Origin of the sequence: Acinetobacter lwoffii (assembly GCF_024129685.1) — a bacterium.
GTDB classification, from domain to species: domain Bacteria; phylum Pseudomonadota; class Gammaproteobacteria; order Pseudomonadales; family Moraxellaceae; genus Acinetobacter; species Acinetobacter lwoffii_X.
In genome coordinates this window covers 1-16,076 of sequence record NZ_JAMXXL010000003.1, presented here as the reverse complement: position 1 = coordinate 16,076, position 16,076 = coordinate 1, and the positions used below count along the sequence as shown (strand labels likewise).

The following is a 16,076-nucleotide window of genomic DNA, read 5'->3' as shown; positions in this document are numbered from 1 at the left end:
GAGGTTTTTTACTGAAGAAAGAACAGTTTAGATTTGTTTTGCTGCGCCCACTTCCGCTTCCAGGTGCTTGCGAATCGTGGCGAAAGAGAAGTTTTTGCTGTCCAGACGTTTCGGTAGGATATACGCACCTTGCTGGCCTTTTACTTTGAAATTGACCAACATGAATTCTGGTGTGTTGTACCATTCATAGATGTCTTTCCAGCTAATCGCGCCAACACCTTCTTGCATGCCCATTTTCTGGCGCATCACGATGCCGTGCGGTTGCACGCCCAGGCGAACACCTTTGATTTCCTGTACCGGAAATTCATTCATCTTGCGTTTAACATACCATTCCAGACCAAAGGTACGGATCAGGTAATACAACACCACACAGACAATGGCCACCCAGCAGAACACGGTAGAATAGTTCTTCAGGAGCAGAATGCCCAGAATAGAAAGTGCAACAACAGCACCCATGATCAGCCATGCTTTCATGCCAATTTTATTGGTACTACGCCAGATCACCAGCTGAGCATGACGCTGCTCGGCTTCTGAAATTTCATAGTTCACAGGCTGTAGGGTATAAGCGTATAAATTTTTCGCGGTCATAATGAAATTAGCAGATTTTAAACTGTAAAAAGTTTAGCACTAATTGTACCAATTCAGTGAGTATATTGTTCCAAAATCAGCCAAATTATAATGAACCTAATTCAGTTGCCTGTTCATCACGCTCATGGCTCAAACTTTGTTTCAGTTGGCTCAACTGCTTTAAAATACTGAACATTAAAGACAGCTGCTGCAAAATGATCAGGGATTTCTGATCTTGCTCCTGATCTTGAGCCAGGCGCTGTCGAATATGAGCAATCATATTTTGCGCACTTAAATCGGGCATTTCATCTCGTAACAATGCACCACGAATGTTCTCGAGTGCTTTGTCCAATAAATTCAGAATGTCTTGATCTTCAATTTTTTCCCGGTGTGCGCCCAGTGCGGCAATATAACTGATAAAAGTATGGTTCAGACAAAGGAACTCAAAGGCTAGTGATTTTTGTACCGGATCAATATCCGGTTCAGTAGCCAGTGTCGAAATCAGTGAAGCCACCTCGGCATCGGTATTATGGGCCGCACGGCGCACAATCCGATATTTCAGGCCATTATTACGTCCCGATTTATACTGCTCGATTACTTCACTCAAATAATCTGCTTCTGCCTGCAAGCTGCGTTTGATACTGCGCGGCAAACGCCGGAACTTCCAGTCTGGAAAAATAAAACTGACGCCGAACCAGGCAATCGCACAGCCAATCAAGGTGTCGATCATACGCGGGATGGCCGCGGCATAGCCCATACCGTCCAGGTTGAAGTTGATCAGGGCTAAAATCGTGATAAAGGCGGTGGCCTGTGCATACTGTTTACTGCGCAATTCAAAGAACAGAATCCCACTCAGTACCAGAAGCAATAATTGTCCTTCGATGGACGGCACAAAATATAAAATGGCATAACCGAGGATAATACCGACCAACGTACCGATAATACGCAGACGTAAACGCCGTTTGGTGGCGTTAAAGTTCGGCTGGCTGACAAAGAGTGCCGTTAATAAAATCCAGTAACCATATTCAATATTGCTGACCTGTACGAAGATATAACTGATCAGCAGCACAATCGACAGGCGAATGGCATGCCGGAACAGTACCGACTCGGGTGTCAAATGCTGCTTAATCCGAATCTTGATATCATCCCAGCCTTTCAGGTCATCATCTCTGAGCTGGTTTTCGATATGTTTGAAACGCTCGGATTTGATACTTTGCTCGGTTTCCAGGTTGCGTAACTGGGCATCAATCGATTTCAGGTTTTGAAACAACGCAAACAGGGCGCTAATCCAGACCTGATCATACTGCTGCTCTTGACGTAACTTATCCAGAGACTGTCTCAGGTTGTCAAAGGTATGCTTAAAGCGCTGGTTATGCACATAGGGTTTGCGCATTAGCAAACTTTCACTCAGGTCCTTACAGGCTTTGCCCTGAATTGACATGATGCGCTGGAAGCGGAAAAGGATATCACTATGCTGGAAAATCTTGGCCAGTTTCTGATAATCAATATGCGCTGAATCGGCACGTTCATGAATATCCTGGGCGACAAAATAATATTGCAGGCTGCGACGGGTGTCTTTTTGCCCACGGTCGCCTTTCAGGCGAGTCAAAAGGGCAGTTTTCATTTCATTAAAAATCGCAATCAGTTTGCCATTTTCCAGCGAGAGTTCAATCATGCTTTGTTGATAGCTTTTCGGGGTCATGTCCACATCAAACAGATTGGACTTGGCATATAAAAAGTCACCGAGCGCAGAATAGGAAATGGCAAGCTTGTCTTGCGCCAACCGGGCAGGGAAGATCAGGAAACTGAGGGTCGACAGCAGACCGTACCACATCGCGCCGATGACCAATAAACCAGCCTGTTTATACCATTCATCAAACAGCTCCACCCCAAGCATGGAATAAACGGAAATCACCAGACAGCCGTAGGAAATCGTGGCATATCGTCGCCCTAGTGAACCCAGCAAAATCAGGGCAATACAGGACACAATTAAGGCCAAGGCAAACAGCAAGGGATAAGGAAAAAGCAGATATACGCCCACTGCCGTAATAAAGAAGCCAATGTAGGTGTAGAGCAGATTTAAAATCCGCACCGAAAAGCGGTCATCAATATCGCTTAAACCGGCTGCGACCACGCCTAAAGTCAGTGGAATCGTCATCAATTGTTGTCCCATAAAATAGGGAACAAAGGCGGTACCTGCAAATGCCGTCATCATGCGCAGGTTATACATCAAGGTCGTATTATAGGTAGTTTGCTTGAGACGAGTGAGCCAAGATTTCAAAGGTCGTCCTTTATACTGCAGTCTTAGAGCTGAATCTGAATAGGCTAATGAAAATAGTATATTTATAAATCTTCATTTCAGGCTAAATCATACTATGCACTGTGTTAATTTGTCTGCATATTAGCGCTTTAAATCTTCATGCTTATGACATCAAATAAAATAGTACAACAACCTTATGCCATGTCCTGGATTGTTTTGCTGGCGACCTTAAGTGCACTCGGGCCTTTATCCATTGATATGTATCTTTCGGCCTTACCGGCCATGGCAGCAGATTTTGGTGTCAGTACCCAAATGGTTTCCAATAGCCTGCCGGCTTATTTCTTCGGTCTGGCGATCGGGCAACTGATTTATGGTCCGATCAGTGACCGGATTGGGCGTAAACCGCCACTGTATTTTGGGCTGTGTTTATACATTGTGGCAAGTTTGCTGTGTGTCTTTGCGCAGGATGAATGGAGTCTGATCGCTGCACGGATTCTGCAAGCCTTAGGTGGCTGTGTCGGGGTGGTCATGGCACGTGCTGCAATTCGTGATCGCCTGGATATGCATTCAGCAGCTCAGGCCTTTGCCAGCATGATGATTGTGACTGCGATTGCACCAATCATCGCTCCGAGTCTGGGGGCCTGGGTATTAATGTTTTATGAATGGAATGTGATCTTCTTGGTGCTGATGGGCAGCGGTCTGTTGAGTCTGGCCTGTGTACATTTTCTATTTAAAGAAACCTTGGAGCCAGAACGCCGTCTCAAGCTGAACTTCCAGCAGGTATTAAGTTTGTACCGTACTATTTTTCAGGATCCAAGCTTTCGACGCCCGCTCTATGCCGGCTGTTTTTCCGGTGCGGTGATGTTCTGTTATATCAGCGCTTCTTCTGCCATTCTGATGGATCGTTATCAACTGACCGAGCAGCAGTTTGCTTACGCCTTTGGTGCCAATGCCTTCGGGATCATGCTGTTTTCGACCTTGAATAAACGTCTGGCTGGGCGATTCTCGATATTACAGCGCCTGAAAATCGGCACCTGCCTGCAGTTTGCCGGTGTATTAGGGTTAATCTTACTCGGCTGTCTGGACGTCGATTCTGTGCTCTGGGTGTTGTTAGGCATGTTTATTGTGGTGGCAGCCCTTGGGTTTACTGGTCCGAATGCCATGGCTCTGGCAATGGCTGAACAGGGCGAGCGGGCAGGAACTGCCAGTGCGATTATGGGCAGTATGCAATTTGTTTGTGGTTTATTGGGTGGTGTATTGCTGAATTTTCTGATCTGGCATGCTTTACTGAATATGGCATTAATTATGCTGGTTTTTGTAGGCATTTCCGCTTGGGCGATTTTTAAAATCAAGATGCCAATCTTGAAAAATGCATAGATGCAGGGCGTTCTCTAATACATTAAAAATGCTGGATCGAACAGAGGGCTAAGTGAATTGACTTAGCCCTGCTTGCATCACTGATCGATAAACACGGCAAATTCTTCTACGGGAACGCGCGGGGTAATAAAGCTGTTAACAATCTGCTCTGGGTCGGCATAACCCAATGCCATACCGCAGACCAGCTCTTCATCAGCAGGTGCGCCGACCAGATCAAGCACGATCGGGTGAAAGTGATTCCAGGCTGCCTGCGGGCAAGTGTCCAGGCCACGGGCTTTTGCGGCTAGCATGACATTCTGGATCATCATGGAAACATCCATTTTGGACCCAATCGCCAAAGACCGATGTACAGTAAAAAATAAGCCGACAGGGGCATCAAATAATTCAAAATTACGCAGCTGCTGACGCGCCATTTTTTCCTTTTCGCCTTTTTGAATATTCAGCAAGCCATATAAACCCCAGCCATTTTCACGACGACGTTCAATAAATGGCGAGATCCATTGTTCAGGATAATAGGCAAAAGTTTCTTGGTACTGTTGAGACAATTCAGGATTTGCATAGATTTGCATTTGTGCCTGACAAACTCGTTGCACGAGTTCATCGCGCTTTTTACCTGTCACCACATACACCTTCCAAGGTTGGGTATTGGTTCCTGAGGGTGCGCGGCTGGCAACCGTCAAAATCTCTTTTAAGGTGTCAGTACTAACGGGGGTATTTTGAAAAGCACGCACTGAATGGCGAGAAGTGATAGTGTGATCTACAGCATGAACAAGATTTTGATCCATTATGGGGTCCAGTCGAATATCCTTATTGAGTTTGCAATGACTATAAACTAAACAAACAGAACGGGGGATAGAAAAATTTCATTCTTCGCCAGCTGAAAAAAACAATTTGTCAGCAAAATGACTTGAGTAATGAAATTTCGCATGCTTTTAGCTGGGCTTAAATCGCCTCAGTGATAGCAATCGATTTACCCATAATGTTGGTCTTTGATTTAAAAAATGGCTTAAAACCCAAGTGCTTGAACCATTCAACAATAACAATTTCAAACAGAGAACTGGTTTATTTTGACTGAAAATCAAGATAATTTAATTTCAAGATCCCTGTTTCATTCCGTGTCGAGTAAAAGATTAATATTTTTTTTGAATTAAAATATAGATTAATCTTCATATAAAAATGAGAATTTATAATTATTTTTTATAGGTAAATTATCTATTGCTAATAAAAAGAAATAAAACTTGATACAAAGAAACAGCATAATGTACGACTTTTCATCTTAATTCATGCATTTTGTGATTAAGATCTGTTTTAAATAACGCGATTCCAGATGGCTTGAATGAAGTCTTTAGGTTGAAAGCACTCATCAAGCACTGAATGTTTTTTTGAGCTTAAAACACAGTTTTTTTTACCAGCATGCGCGTCTGTTAGAAAAATGTCTGCAATTTTCAAACAGACTGAGTGTCGGAATAGAAAAGGTGTTGCTTTTATAAATCTCTCATTTGTTGAATATGATCGTGATGATGATATTCATAAGTTTAAAAGAGATGATAAATCGGTTTGTTTTTCTAAAGGTGATAGATCAAATCAGGATATTTCCAGATAAAGATCTAATGAGCGAGCTAGAGATCTAGCGCACTCCCTCACTTTTAGAACAATAAAAAATTCAAAATCATCTTGGGCAAAAAATTATGGATTTTACTTTTAACGCATTTTATACCTTGATTGCCGCAGTCATTGTTTTGTTACTCGGCCGATTCCTGGTTAATAAAATCGATTTTTTAAGACGTTACAATATTCCTGAGCCGGTTGCGGGCGGTTTGGTTGCGGCGATTATCTCATTGCTGGTGCATTCATTGTGGGGATATAGCATCACCACCAGTGCAGAATTACAAACCAGCTTTATGCTGATTTTCTTTGCTTCGATTGGTCTGAGTGCCAACTTTTCCAAGTTGCGTGAAGGCGGGATCGGTCTGGTTATTTTCCTGTTTGCTGTTTCGGCTTTCATTATTTTGCAAAATGCGGTCGGCATGAGTCTGGCAACATTATTGGGTATTGACCCGTTGATTGGCCTGATTGCAGGCTCAGTTACCTTAACCGGTGGTCATGGTACTGCGGGTGCATGGGGGGAAATTTTTGAAGTTGAACATGGTATTCAAGGTGCTTTGGCACTAGGTATGGCCAGTGCGACTTTTGGATTGATTATCGGCGGTATTATTGGCGGACCTTTAGCCAAGTTGCTGATCAACCGTTATAACCTGGCGACTGCACGTACCGATCAGCAGATCGAAAAGCGTGACAATACGCCAATGGATAGCACGACCAGTGAATATGTACCGTTTGAATATCCGCATCAGGTGCGTTTAATTACCGCTGATAATGCAATCACGACCTTGGGCCTGTTCGCAGGCTGTTTGGCTTTTGCAGAGTTTATGACGGGTTTCAGTAAAGATACTGCATTTGAACTGCCAACATTTGTCTGGGCATTGGCGGGTGGTGTCATCCTGCGTAATGTACTGGAAGGTGTTTTCAAGGTTCAGATTTTCGATCGTGCGATTGATGTGTTCGGTAATGCTTCATTGTCGCTGTACTTGGCAATGGCATTGTTATCATTGAAATTATGGCAATTGGCTGACCTTGCAGGACCACTGATGGTAATTCTGGGTGCACAGACCATCACCATGGCTTTGTATGCCGGTTTTGTAACTTTCCGCATCATGGGTAAAAACTACGATGCTGCGGTACTTGCAGCAGGGCATTGTGGTTTCGGTATGGGCGCAACGCCAACAGCGGTTGCCAATATGCAGGCGATTACCAATATGTATGGTGCGTCGCATAAGGCCTTCCTGATTGTTCCATTATGTGGTGCGTTCTTCGTTGACTTAATCAATGCTACTGTTATTCAGATGATTTTGAAGTTTTTTGCATAATTTTTATGCCTGATACGATGAGTCATAGGCTCATAAGGATGTGACATGAATGATCAATTAAATGAAACCTTACTCGGCTGGATTAATGCCCTGAATGGCCCTTTATGGGATTTTCTGGTGGTGTTTCTGGTCGCAGTCGGTATTTTCTACACGATCATGACGGGTGCAGTACAAATTCGTTTGTTCTGGCACAGCATGAAAGTCATGAAAAATAGCCGTGGCAAGGTTCAGGATACGCACGGCATTACCCCGTTTCAGGCCTTTGTCACTGGACTGGCAAGCCGGGTCGGTGTGGGCAATGTCGCAGGTGTCGCCATTGCGATTGCGATTGGTGGCCCCGGTGCCGTGTTCTGGATGTGGGTTACTGCATTTCTGGGTATGAGCTCTGCTTTGGTTGAATCCTCATTGGCGCAATTGTTTAAGGTGCGCGATCATAAAAACCAGCAATTCCGTGGTGGCCCTGCCTATTACATTACTCAGGGTCTAAAACAGAAATGGCTCGGGATTGTTTTTGCAATTGCATTGATCACGACTTATGGTTTTGTCTTTAATGCAGTTCAGGCCAATGCAATTATTGGTGCAACATCACACGCATGGGGCTGGGATCAGGCCAATATCATTTTGCCTTTAGGCGGATTGGATTTTGAAGTTTCCTGGATTGGGCTAGTCTTAGTATTGATTACAGCTACAATCATTTTTGGCGGTATTAAACGTATCGCCAAAGTGGCAGAAAAGGTAGTGCCCTTTATGGCGTTGCTGTATCTGGCGGTGGCTTTGTATATTGCGGTCATCAATTACGATCTGCTCCCATCCATCTTCCAGCTTATTTTCAGTAAAGCCTTTGAGTTTGAAGCTGCCGCTGGTGGTTTCTTTGGTGCCATGGTATCTATGGCCATGATGATGGGCATCAAGCGTGGTCTGTTCTCTAACGAGGCAGGGATGGGTTCGGCACCGAATGCTGCTGCAGCTTCCGATGTCAAACATCCGGTCAACCAGGGTCTGGTACAGATGCTCGGGGTATTTGTAGATACCTTTGTGGTGTGTTCATGTACCGCGATTATTATTCTGGTTTCAGGTCTGTATGAAAATGCAGGCTTTGAAGGCGTGACCTTGACCCAGATGGCACTCGAAAGCCAGATTGGCGCCTGGGGTGATGACTTCCTGGCTTTGATTCTGTTTCTGTTTGCCTATTCTTCGATTATCGGTAACTATGCCTATGCCGAAGGAAACGTCCAGTTCATCAATAACAATAGTCGGGTTATGTTGATTTTCCGTTTGTTTGTATTGGTGATGGTGTATTTCGGTTCCATCGCCAGTGTGCCATTGATCTGGAATATGGCGGATCTGTTCATGGGCGTGATGGCAAGTATCAACTTGATTGCGATCCTGTTGCTGATGCCATTCCTGCTGATGCTACTTCGAGACTATACCGGTCAGTTGAAGCGTGGTGTGAAAGAGCCTGAATTTAAACTGGATAACCATCCTAAATTTAAAGACAAGGTCAAATCAGATATCTGGTAAGACTTGAAATAAAAAGCCCCGATCATTCGGGGCTTTTTTGTGCCAATGTTTTATTTAGAAGAAATTTAAATAACTTTGATAAAGCACGAAGCCGAAAATCAGGCTGAACCAGACCGGTAATTTTGAACGTAGCAGGGCAATCATCACCGCGACAAAGACCAGGTCGGAGCCATAACTAAAATAGCGTTGTGAAAGATCCAGCAATAAATACAGTAACAGACCCACCACCGCAGCATTGATGCCCCTCACCGCCTGATGAATATGGCGCTGCTGCATCAACCATGACCAGTAGGGCAAGGTGGCAAAGATCAGGAAAAATGAAGGTAAAAAGATTGCACAGGTCGCTAAAACTGCATTCAGCCAGACATAAGGCGTCCAAGGCAGCAAGGCCCCGATATAACTGGCAAAACTGAACAAAGGTCCTGGCATGAGCTGGACAAATGCATAGCCAAGATCAAAAGATTGTGCACTCACCAAACCGGTTGTGACAAAGTCCTGATGCAACAAAGGTAAAATCACATGACCGCCACCAAACACCAGCGAGCCAGTCTGATAGAAATTGGCAAAAAATTGCAGGTCTGATTCACCCCATAATTTCCCCGCTAAGGGGAGTAGAATAAACGGCAAGATAAATGCCAGTAACCAATAGGGTGCAGCGGCAGATCGAATATAAGGCGAGCTGATTGCCGTTTTGTTAATTTCTTTGGGTTTCGAATCTGATTGAGAAAAATGTCCAGCCAAGAGTCCACAGATTGCGCCCAGCATAATCACCAGACTTTGGTTAAAACTCGCTGAAACCACCATCAGTAATACTGCTGAGAGTATTAAGACCGCATATTGCCAGGCCGTTTTACAGAAGCTTCTCAGCATTTGCCAGAATGCCCAAGCGATTACAGAAAATACAATTAGCTGGATGGTATGAAAGCTGTTTGAGTTTAAAATATGAAAATAGCTTTGACCCAATAACGCTACCAAGCCCATCAGAATCATTGAGGGCAGGGTAAAACCCAGCCATGCGATCACGGCACCAGTATAGCCCCGTTGTAGATAACCGATCGAAAGCCCCACCTGACTGCTGCTCGGCCCGGGTAAAAGTTGCGCCAAAGCGACCAGTTGACTGTACTGGGTGTCATTCAGCCATTGCAGTTGGGTCACAAATTTTCGGTGAAAAAACACCAAATGTGCTGCCGGACCGCCAAATGAAATGCAGCCCAGTTGCAGAAAAATCAGGAAAATCCGGTACAGTGAGATTGAAGGCATACAGTTATGGGAAAAATGAAGATAAAGTAGCTGAACTGTATGACAGTTTTACGAAATTCTACAGACTATTTATGCATGTGTTTATACACTATGCTGCTTTAGATTAATGAGGACATTCTCTGCATGCAGAAATATGTGTTGAGTATGGTGATACTGGGTACATTTGGCCTAAGTGCTTGCCAAACGACTCCAATGACAGCCCAAGCGGCAACCAGTCATTTGCAACCTGCTGCACAACGCGGAGAAGCTCAGGCACGTCTGAATCAAATTGATTTTCAAAAGATCAAGCAAACCCAACAGCGTCCCGTAGTTGCTTTAGTCCTAGGCAGTGGTGGTGCGCGTGGCTATGCGCATATTGGTGCGCTGGAAGTACTAGAGCAGGCGGGTATTCAACCAGATTTTATTGTCGGAACCAGTGCCGGTAGTATCGTTGGATCTATTTATGCGAGTGGCAAACCGGCGATTGAACTGCGCAATATTGCTCTCAGCATGCGACCGAATGATGTCCGTGATATCAAACTGGCCAGAAAAGGATTTTTTGATGGCAAGAAAGTTGAAGATTATGTCAATTTGCAGGTCGATCAAACCCCGCTTGAAGCCATGAAAATTCCGATGTTTGTGGTGGCCACAGCACTGAAAGAAGGCAAGAAAGTGGTCTTTAATTATGGCAATACCGGACAGGCAGTGCGTGCTTCAGTCTCGATTCCGAGTATGTTTATTCCGACCATTATTCAAGGTAAAGAATATGTAGATGGTGGTCTGGTCAGTCCGGTGCCGGTCGATGTGGCACGTGAGCTAGGGGCCGACATTGTGATTGCGGTGGATATTCTGGCACAGCCCATTCACACGGAAACCAGTAATGTCTGGGGGCTGTTTAACCAGAACATCAATATTATGCAGCAACATCTGGCACATGAAGAATTAAAGCATGCAGATGTGGTGATTCAGCCGGACTTACGCGAAAAAGGTCATATCTTTGATGTCCGTGGCAGGGAACTCACCATGCAGGCTGGTGCCGAGGCGACCCAGTTAAAGTTGATGGAAATTTCACAAGCCTACCAAAAACATGATTATGCTCAAGGACATCGGATTCCACAGTTTGTGGTACATGAACATCAAGCTCAATAAACCTTTTTTTTTTGAATTTTCTGTTTATTCTTATATTGCAGGACCGTGATATAGGGATATTCAATCAAAAGGATAAAGGGCCATGGGCTATAACGCTTAACTAATTGTTATAAAAGCTAAGATAATTGCCTATGTGTATCAGTCAGTCGGAATTATCGCAAAAAATAAAATTAACTTTAAACATAACAAATTGAATTATAAATATATTATTTTAAATGATAAGCCTTATTCGTCCTAAATTAAAATTTAAACATTATTATTCGTATACTTAAGTTGATCAAATATTCAAAAGCATCTGTGTTCGTGCCAGAATGCAGTTTGAAAAGATCACTGTACAGATGTAGACATCATGACGCATATTAAAATTGGACAGCAGGTCAAACTGGCACAATTCGAACACTATATTTTTACAGTGACTGCGACCCATCAGGATGGTTCTTTTACCGTTGAAACGACCTTGGATGGTCAACAAATTTTAAGTTATCAGAACGTGGCACAGGAAATGCTCAGGCCAGTGATGCTTTAAATCACGGAGCGTCTTTCTATTTTCCTGAATTATTTTTGTTCAGAGCTTAAAACAGTGAAAAATTCTCAGTTGTTGTGTGATCAGCCCCAGATAAATAAGTGTTGATTTATTAGCACTTAACTTTCTAATTGAGATTTTAAGCAATTAAATATATTTTTTTCTGTATGAATACATTTTCTATATCAATAATTATGATGCTTCATTTGCCGAATTGAACATTTTATTCATGTTAAAAACGCTATAATAATAAACGATAACCTTGTCATTCAAAGAGTTCAAAGAAAACGATGGCCCCTTTAGATCAAATTGCAGCAGTGTCGGATGACCAGTCAGAGTTAACGATGTCAGTTCTCATGACGCCAGATATGGCAAATTTTTCAGGAAATGTTCATGGTGGAACCATTCTGAAATTATTGGATCAGGTGGCGTATGCGTGTGCAAGTCGCTATTCGGGCAGTTATGTCGTGACCTTATCTGTAGACAAGGTGAATTTTAAAGAGCCGATTCACGTCGGTGAACTGGTGACATTCCTGGCCAGTGTGAATCATGTTGGCCGTACCTCGATGGAAATCGGGATTCGTGTAGAAGCCCAGAATATTCAAAAGAGAACGGTACGTCATACCAATAGCTGCTATTTCACCATGGTCGCGGTGGATGAAAATGGTAAACCAAAACAGATTCCAGCGTTGAACCTGGACAATGACTGGAAACGTTGCCGTTTTGAAGCAGCAGAACAGCGTAAAGTCGCGCGTTTGCAAGAAAATCATCATCCTTCATGCAGCATTTATAAAAAGACCGCACAGAGTTAAGTCAAATCGTGATTGAGAAAAGACCTTCATTTGAAGGTCTTTTTTTGCGTCAATTTTTGTTTTCACTGGAGCTTTTTCATTTTTTACTCTAATATAAAACGATACGTATCGTATCGTTTTTGAATTTTAAAGCTTAAGTTGAAAAATATGCAGAGTGACGAGAAAACTTCCAGACGGCAGCAATGTATTTTACAGGCGGTCGCAGATGCGCTGGCAGAATGTGAATATCATCAGCTGACCATTGAAGATGTGGCGGCACGTGCCGGTGTTGGCAAGTCCACGATTTATCGCTGGTGGAAACATAAATCGGAACTGGTGCTGGACACTTTCAAGCAACATACGGCTTCGATATTTGAACTGGATACGTCTAAAAGCTTGAAAATTAATCTCATTCAACAACTCGTTTTTTTATCTCAAGCGCTGAATCATCCGGTAGGGCGGGCTTTGCTGGTGGTGATTGCCAATCACCGGGAACTGGCAGGTGAGTTCTTTCAGCAATATCTGTTGCCACGTCGGCAACAGACCCATCAACTGATTCAGCAGGCGATTGAACGCGGAGAAATCCGCCCGGATTATCCTTTTGATTTGATGCTGGATACATTATACGGCCCGATTCATTACCAGATTATTTTTTTCAACCGGATTCCAGATGAACACTATATCCAGAATCTGGTCGAGTTGGCCTTGCATCCTGCCGCTGTTCAAACCTGAGTTTGTGCTATTTCCCTACAAATTTTAAAAGTTGGTGATTATGTCAGTTAGCGCTGAGCGGTTATGGAATCGCTCATTTATCTTGTGCTTATTCAATAATTTTTTCCTGTTCGTTTATTACTTTGCCTTATTGACCATCTTGCCGATTTACATCATGAAAGATCTGGGCGGTTCGGTAAAAGAAGCTGGTCTGGCACTGACGCTATTTCTGGCCTCTTCGATTGCGATTCGGCCATTTTCCGGCATGATCATCGAAAAGCTCGGCAAAAAAATCTCGATGCGCGGTGCAGGCGTGATTTTTGCCTTATTTGCCTTTAGTTATTTGCTGGTAGATAGCATGTGGTCGCTGTTGCTGGTGCGTTTTTTACATGGCATCTGGTTCAGTATTTTGACCACGGTGGCAGTACCTGTCGCTAATGAGTTTATTCCTGAACAGCGCAAAGGCGAGGGCATGGGTTATTTCGTCATGTCGACCAATTTGGGTGTGGTGTTTGGGCCGTTGTTGGCGTTGACCATAATTCAGTTCACCAGCTTCAAGGTCTTATTTGGCATTCTTGCCGTTATTATTTCTCTGGGACTCATTTTCTGCTGGATGCTCAAAATCACAGAGTTACCAAAACCTGAAGCTATAAGCACAGAGAAAACCAGCTTGAGCTTGCAGGATATTTTGGAAGTCAAAGTTCTGGCGGTAAGTTTTGTGGCTTTACTAACCGCTTTTGCCTACTCGGGCATCATGAGTTTTATTACTGCATTTAGTGAAACCAAGCAGCTTTTGGGCTATACCAGCGTATTCTTTATTGTCTTTGCAGCGTCCATGTTGCTGGTCAGACCTTGGGTCGGGAAAATTTATGACCGTAAGGGACCAAGTGCGGTTATTTATCCTTCATTTGTTTTCTTTGCCATTGGTCTGGTGATTGTCAGCCTGATTTCCAATCAATGGATATTATGGTTGTCGGCGGTGTTTATTGGCATCGGTTATGGTTCACTATTCCCATGTTTGCAGACCTTGGCCATTCAGTCGGTCGACAAGCAGCGTATGGGACATGCGATTTCAACCTTCTTCACCCTGTTTGATCTGGGTTTAGCGATCGGTTCCGTAGCCATGGGGGTAATGATTGCCTATTGGGGCTTTGAAACCACCTATGTTTTGAGTGCTGTACTCGTCATTGTGACGATATTGGTTTATCGTCAGTATGTTACCAAAAAGCAAAATAAGCGCCCGACAAGTTTGGAGTTATAAAATGGAATTAAGACATTTACGTTATTTCGTTACGGTGGCGCAGGAACTGAACTTTACCCGTGCCGCAGAAAAATTAAATACGGTACAGCCTTCATTGAGCCAGCAAATCAAGGATCTGGAACGTGAGGTTGGCGTACAGTTGCTGGAGCGGAATAACCGTAAGGTCGGGCTAACTGAAGCTGGACAGGCATTTTTAAAAGAAGCTTTACTGAGTCTTGAGCATGCAGAGCGCGCCATTCAGACCGCCAGACAGATCGCCAATGCAAGGCAAGACCAGCTGAATATCGGTTTCGTCCCGGTCGCGGAAATGAAAGTTTTTCCTTATATCATGCCCAATATCCGCGCGCATTTTCCTGAACTGAAAGCACAGTTTCACAGTCTGACCGATGCAGAACAGTTTAGTGCCTTAAGAAATGGACAGATCGACATTGCCTTTACCCGTTATCCGGGACAGTTAAGTGAGTTTGATTCGATCCGCATTTTTGATGAGCCTTTAACCCTGATTGTGCCGAAAGATTCCCCGGCTGCGGCCTTGCCCTATGTGAGTATCAAGAGTTTTGAAAATCAGGACTTTGTGATTAGTGATGAGCAGTCCTCACCACAACTGCATAAGCTGATTCAGGATTTTTTTAAGCAGTCCAAATTAAAGGTAAATGTGGTGCAGTATTCCACCAATATCCTGCTCAATGTCAATCTGGTGGGAATGGGCGTGGGCTGGAGTCTGGTGCCGGCTTATGTGATTCCACTGCTCGGCGATAATATTGTGGTGAAAAAGACCCTAGAACCGTTGCCGATGATTGGGCTATATGCCAATTATCGCAAGGATCAAAAACATGTGGTGATTGATCTGATTTTAAAAGTATTAAAAGAAAAGTTTTGCGTGGATCTTTTCTAATATCTGCATCGTTGATCAGCCCAGATGAAAAGCCGTGCGACAGAAATGATCTGTAGCACATCCTTTTAAATCGGGACTGCAAATCGCTTTATACTGAACATCTAATAATAAAAAACCGGTTGAAGCAGGATGATGAAGCTCTATAACAATCCGCAATCACGTGGCCTGACCTTATTGCCTTTGCTGAAAGAATTGCAGATTAAAGACCAGATTGAACAGGTGGAAGTCGCCTATGAGCATATGCATCAGCAGGCATATACACAGATCAATCCGATGGGAAAAGTTCCCTGTCTGGTAGATCAGGGTGTCATTATTTCAGAAATGGCCGCCATTTTTATCTATCTGGCAGATAAGTATTCTGACCAAGGATTGGCACCTGCTTTGGATGATCCGAAGCGTGGGGCATATTTGAAATGGATGTTTTTCTGTCATGGGCCCTTCACCGAATATATCGATATAAAAAATTTGCAGGTGTCGCCAGAAAATATTGAAAAGAACCTGAGAAGTTTAAGTTTTGGGAATGAAGCAGCCGTATTTGATTTTCTGAAACAAGGCATCGGGCAGGCCAATCCCTATCTGTTGGGTGAAAAAGTCTCGGCGGCGGATCTCTATGTGGCTTACTGTTTAATCTTCGCCATATCTGCGAAAATTTTACCGCCATTTGATGAGTTCAAACCCTTTTTACAGCAGATGGCTCGTCGTGATTCCCTGAAAGATATCCCGTGGTTTCAAGAGTACCGAGTCTAATTCCTCGGTCTATATATTAGATCTCTTTCATAAATCAAAAAATGATCTTCTTTTTGGTTAATATTTGCACTCCAAATTTCTTGGCATTCGTGCATAATCTGCGGATGA

Annotated in this window: 14 protein-coding genes; 10 read left to right on the top strand and 4 right to left on the bottom strand. The window is 43.7% G+C overall.

The genetic code is table 11. The features are described from left to right. Positions 1 to 27: 27 nt before the first annotated feature. Both NI464_RS01890 and yccS read right to left on the bottom strand, forming a co-directional pair. On the bottom strand, positions 28 to 588 hold the full coding sequence (locus tag NI464_RS01890; protein ID WP_004280696.1) for a YcxB family protein: 561 nt from the start codon (positions 586 to 588) through the stop codon (positions 28 to 30). 85 nt (positions 589 to 673) lie between these two features. Then, positions 674 to 2,848: a YccS family putative transporter gene (yccS, locus tag NI464_RS01885; protein WP_253137672.1), complete on the bottom strand. Its 2,175-nt coding sequence runs from the start codon at positions 2,846 to 2,848 to the stop codon at positions 674 to 676. A 138-nt stretch (positions 2,849 to 2,986) separates the two neighbouring features. Between yccS and NI464_RS01880 the strand changes: the two genes are divergently transcribed. After that, positions 2,987 to 4,204 (top strand): multidrug effflux MFS transporter, encoded by a 1,218-nt coding sequence (locus tag NI464_RS01880; protein ID WP_253137671.1) that lies wholly within the window; start codon positions 2,987 to 2,989, stop codon positions 4,202 to 4,204. Positions 4,205 to 4,281: 77 nt separating this feature from the next. Here NI464_RS01880 and NI464_RS01875 read toward each other — a convergent pair whose 3' ends face one another. Continuing rightward, positions 4,282 to 4,989, bottom strand: coding sequence for a nitroreductase (locus tag NI464_RS01875; protein WP_253137670.1), 708 nt, complete (start codon positions 4,987 to 4,989; stop codon positions 4,282 to 4,284). Between the two features lie 903 nt (positions 4,990 to 5,892). On the opposite strand from NI464_RS01875, the gene gltS reads away from it, so the two are divergent. Both gltS and NI464_RS01865 read left to right on the top strand, forming a co-directional pair. Next, positions 5,893 to 7,131: a sodium/glutamate symporter gene (gltS, locus tag NI464_RS01870; protein ID WP_253137669.1), complete on the top strand. Its 1,239-nt coding sequence runs from the start codon at positions 5,893 to 5,895 to the stop codon at positions 7,129 to 7,131. A 45-nt stretch (positions 7,132 to 7,176) separates the two neighbouring features. After that, a complete protein-coding gene (locus tag NI464_RS01865) occupies positions 7,177 to 8,652 on the top strand; it encodes an alanine/glycine:cation symporter family protein (protein ID WP_253137668.1) in 1,476 nt (491 codons plus the stop codon). 54 nt (positions 8,653 to 8,706) lie between these two features. Here the strand turns inward: NI464_RS01865 and chrA are convergent, their stop codons facing one another. Continuing rightward, a complete protein-coding gene (gene chrA, locus NI464_RS01860; protein WP_253137667.1) occupies positions 8,707 to 9,912 on the bottom strand; it encodes a chromate efflux transporter in 1,206 nt (401 codons plus the stop codon). A 123-nt stretch (positions 9,913 to 10,035) separates the two neighbouring features. On the opposite strand from chrA, the gene NI464_RS01855 reads away from it, so the two are divergent. The 7 genes from NI464_RS01855 to NI464_RS01825 all read left to right on the top strand — a co-directional run bounded on the left by NI464_RS01855 (position 10,036) and on the right by NI464_RS01825 (position 15,968). Next, complete coding sequence (locus tag NI464_RS01855) at positions 10,036 to 11,040, top strand: patatin-like phospholipase family protein (RefSeq protein WP_253137666.1); 1,005 nt, start codon at positions 10,036 to 10,038, stop codon at positions 11,038 to 11,040. A gap of 349 nt (positions 11,041 to 11,389) precedes the next feature. Beyond that, on the top strand, positions 11,390 to 11,566 hold the full coding sequence (locus NI464_RS01850) for a hypothetical protein (protein ID WP_005265927.1): 177 nt from the start codon (positions 11,390 to 11,392) through the stop codon (positions 11,564 to 11,566). 287 nt (positions 11,567 to 11,853) lie between these two features. Next, positions 11,854 to 12,375 carry an acyl-CoA thioesterase gene (locus NI464_RS01845; protein WP_004280680.1) on the top strand — a complete coding sequence of 174 codons (522 nt, stop codon included), beginning with the start codon at positions 11,854 to 11,856 and terminating at the stop codon, positions 12,373 to 12,375. Between the two features lie 147 nt (positions 12,376 to 12,522). Continuing rightward, complete coding sequence (locus NI464_RS01840; protein ID WP_253137665.1) at positions 12,523 to 13,086, top strand: TetR/AcrR family transcriptional regulator; 564 nt, start codon at positions 12,523 to 12,525, stop codon at positions 13,084 to 13,086. Positions 13,087 to 13,126: 40 nt separating this feature from the next. Then, a complete protein-coding gene (locus tag NI464_RS01835; protein WP_253137664.1) occupies positions 13,127 to 14,326 on the top strand; it encodes an MFS transporter in 1,200 nt (399 codons plus the stop codon). Between the two features lies 1 nt (position 14,327). Next, a complete protein-coding gene (locus NI464_RS01830; RefSeq protein ID WP_253137663.1) occupies positions 14,328 to 15,221 on the top strand; it encodes a LysR substrate-binding domain-containing protein in 894 nt (297 codons plus the stop codon). Positions 15,222 to 15,353: 132 nt separating this feature from the next. Next, positions 15,354 to 15,968: a glutathione S-transferase family protein gene (locus NI464_RS01825; RefSeq protein WP_253137707.1), complete on the top strand. Its 615-nt coding sequence runs from the start codon at positions 15,354 to 15,356 to the stop codon at positions 15,966 to 15,968. Positions 15,969 to 16,076 lie beyond the last annotated feature (108 nt).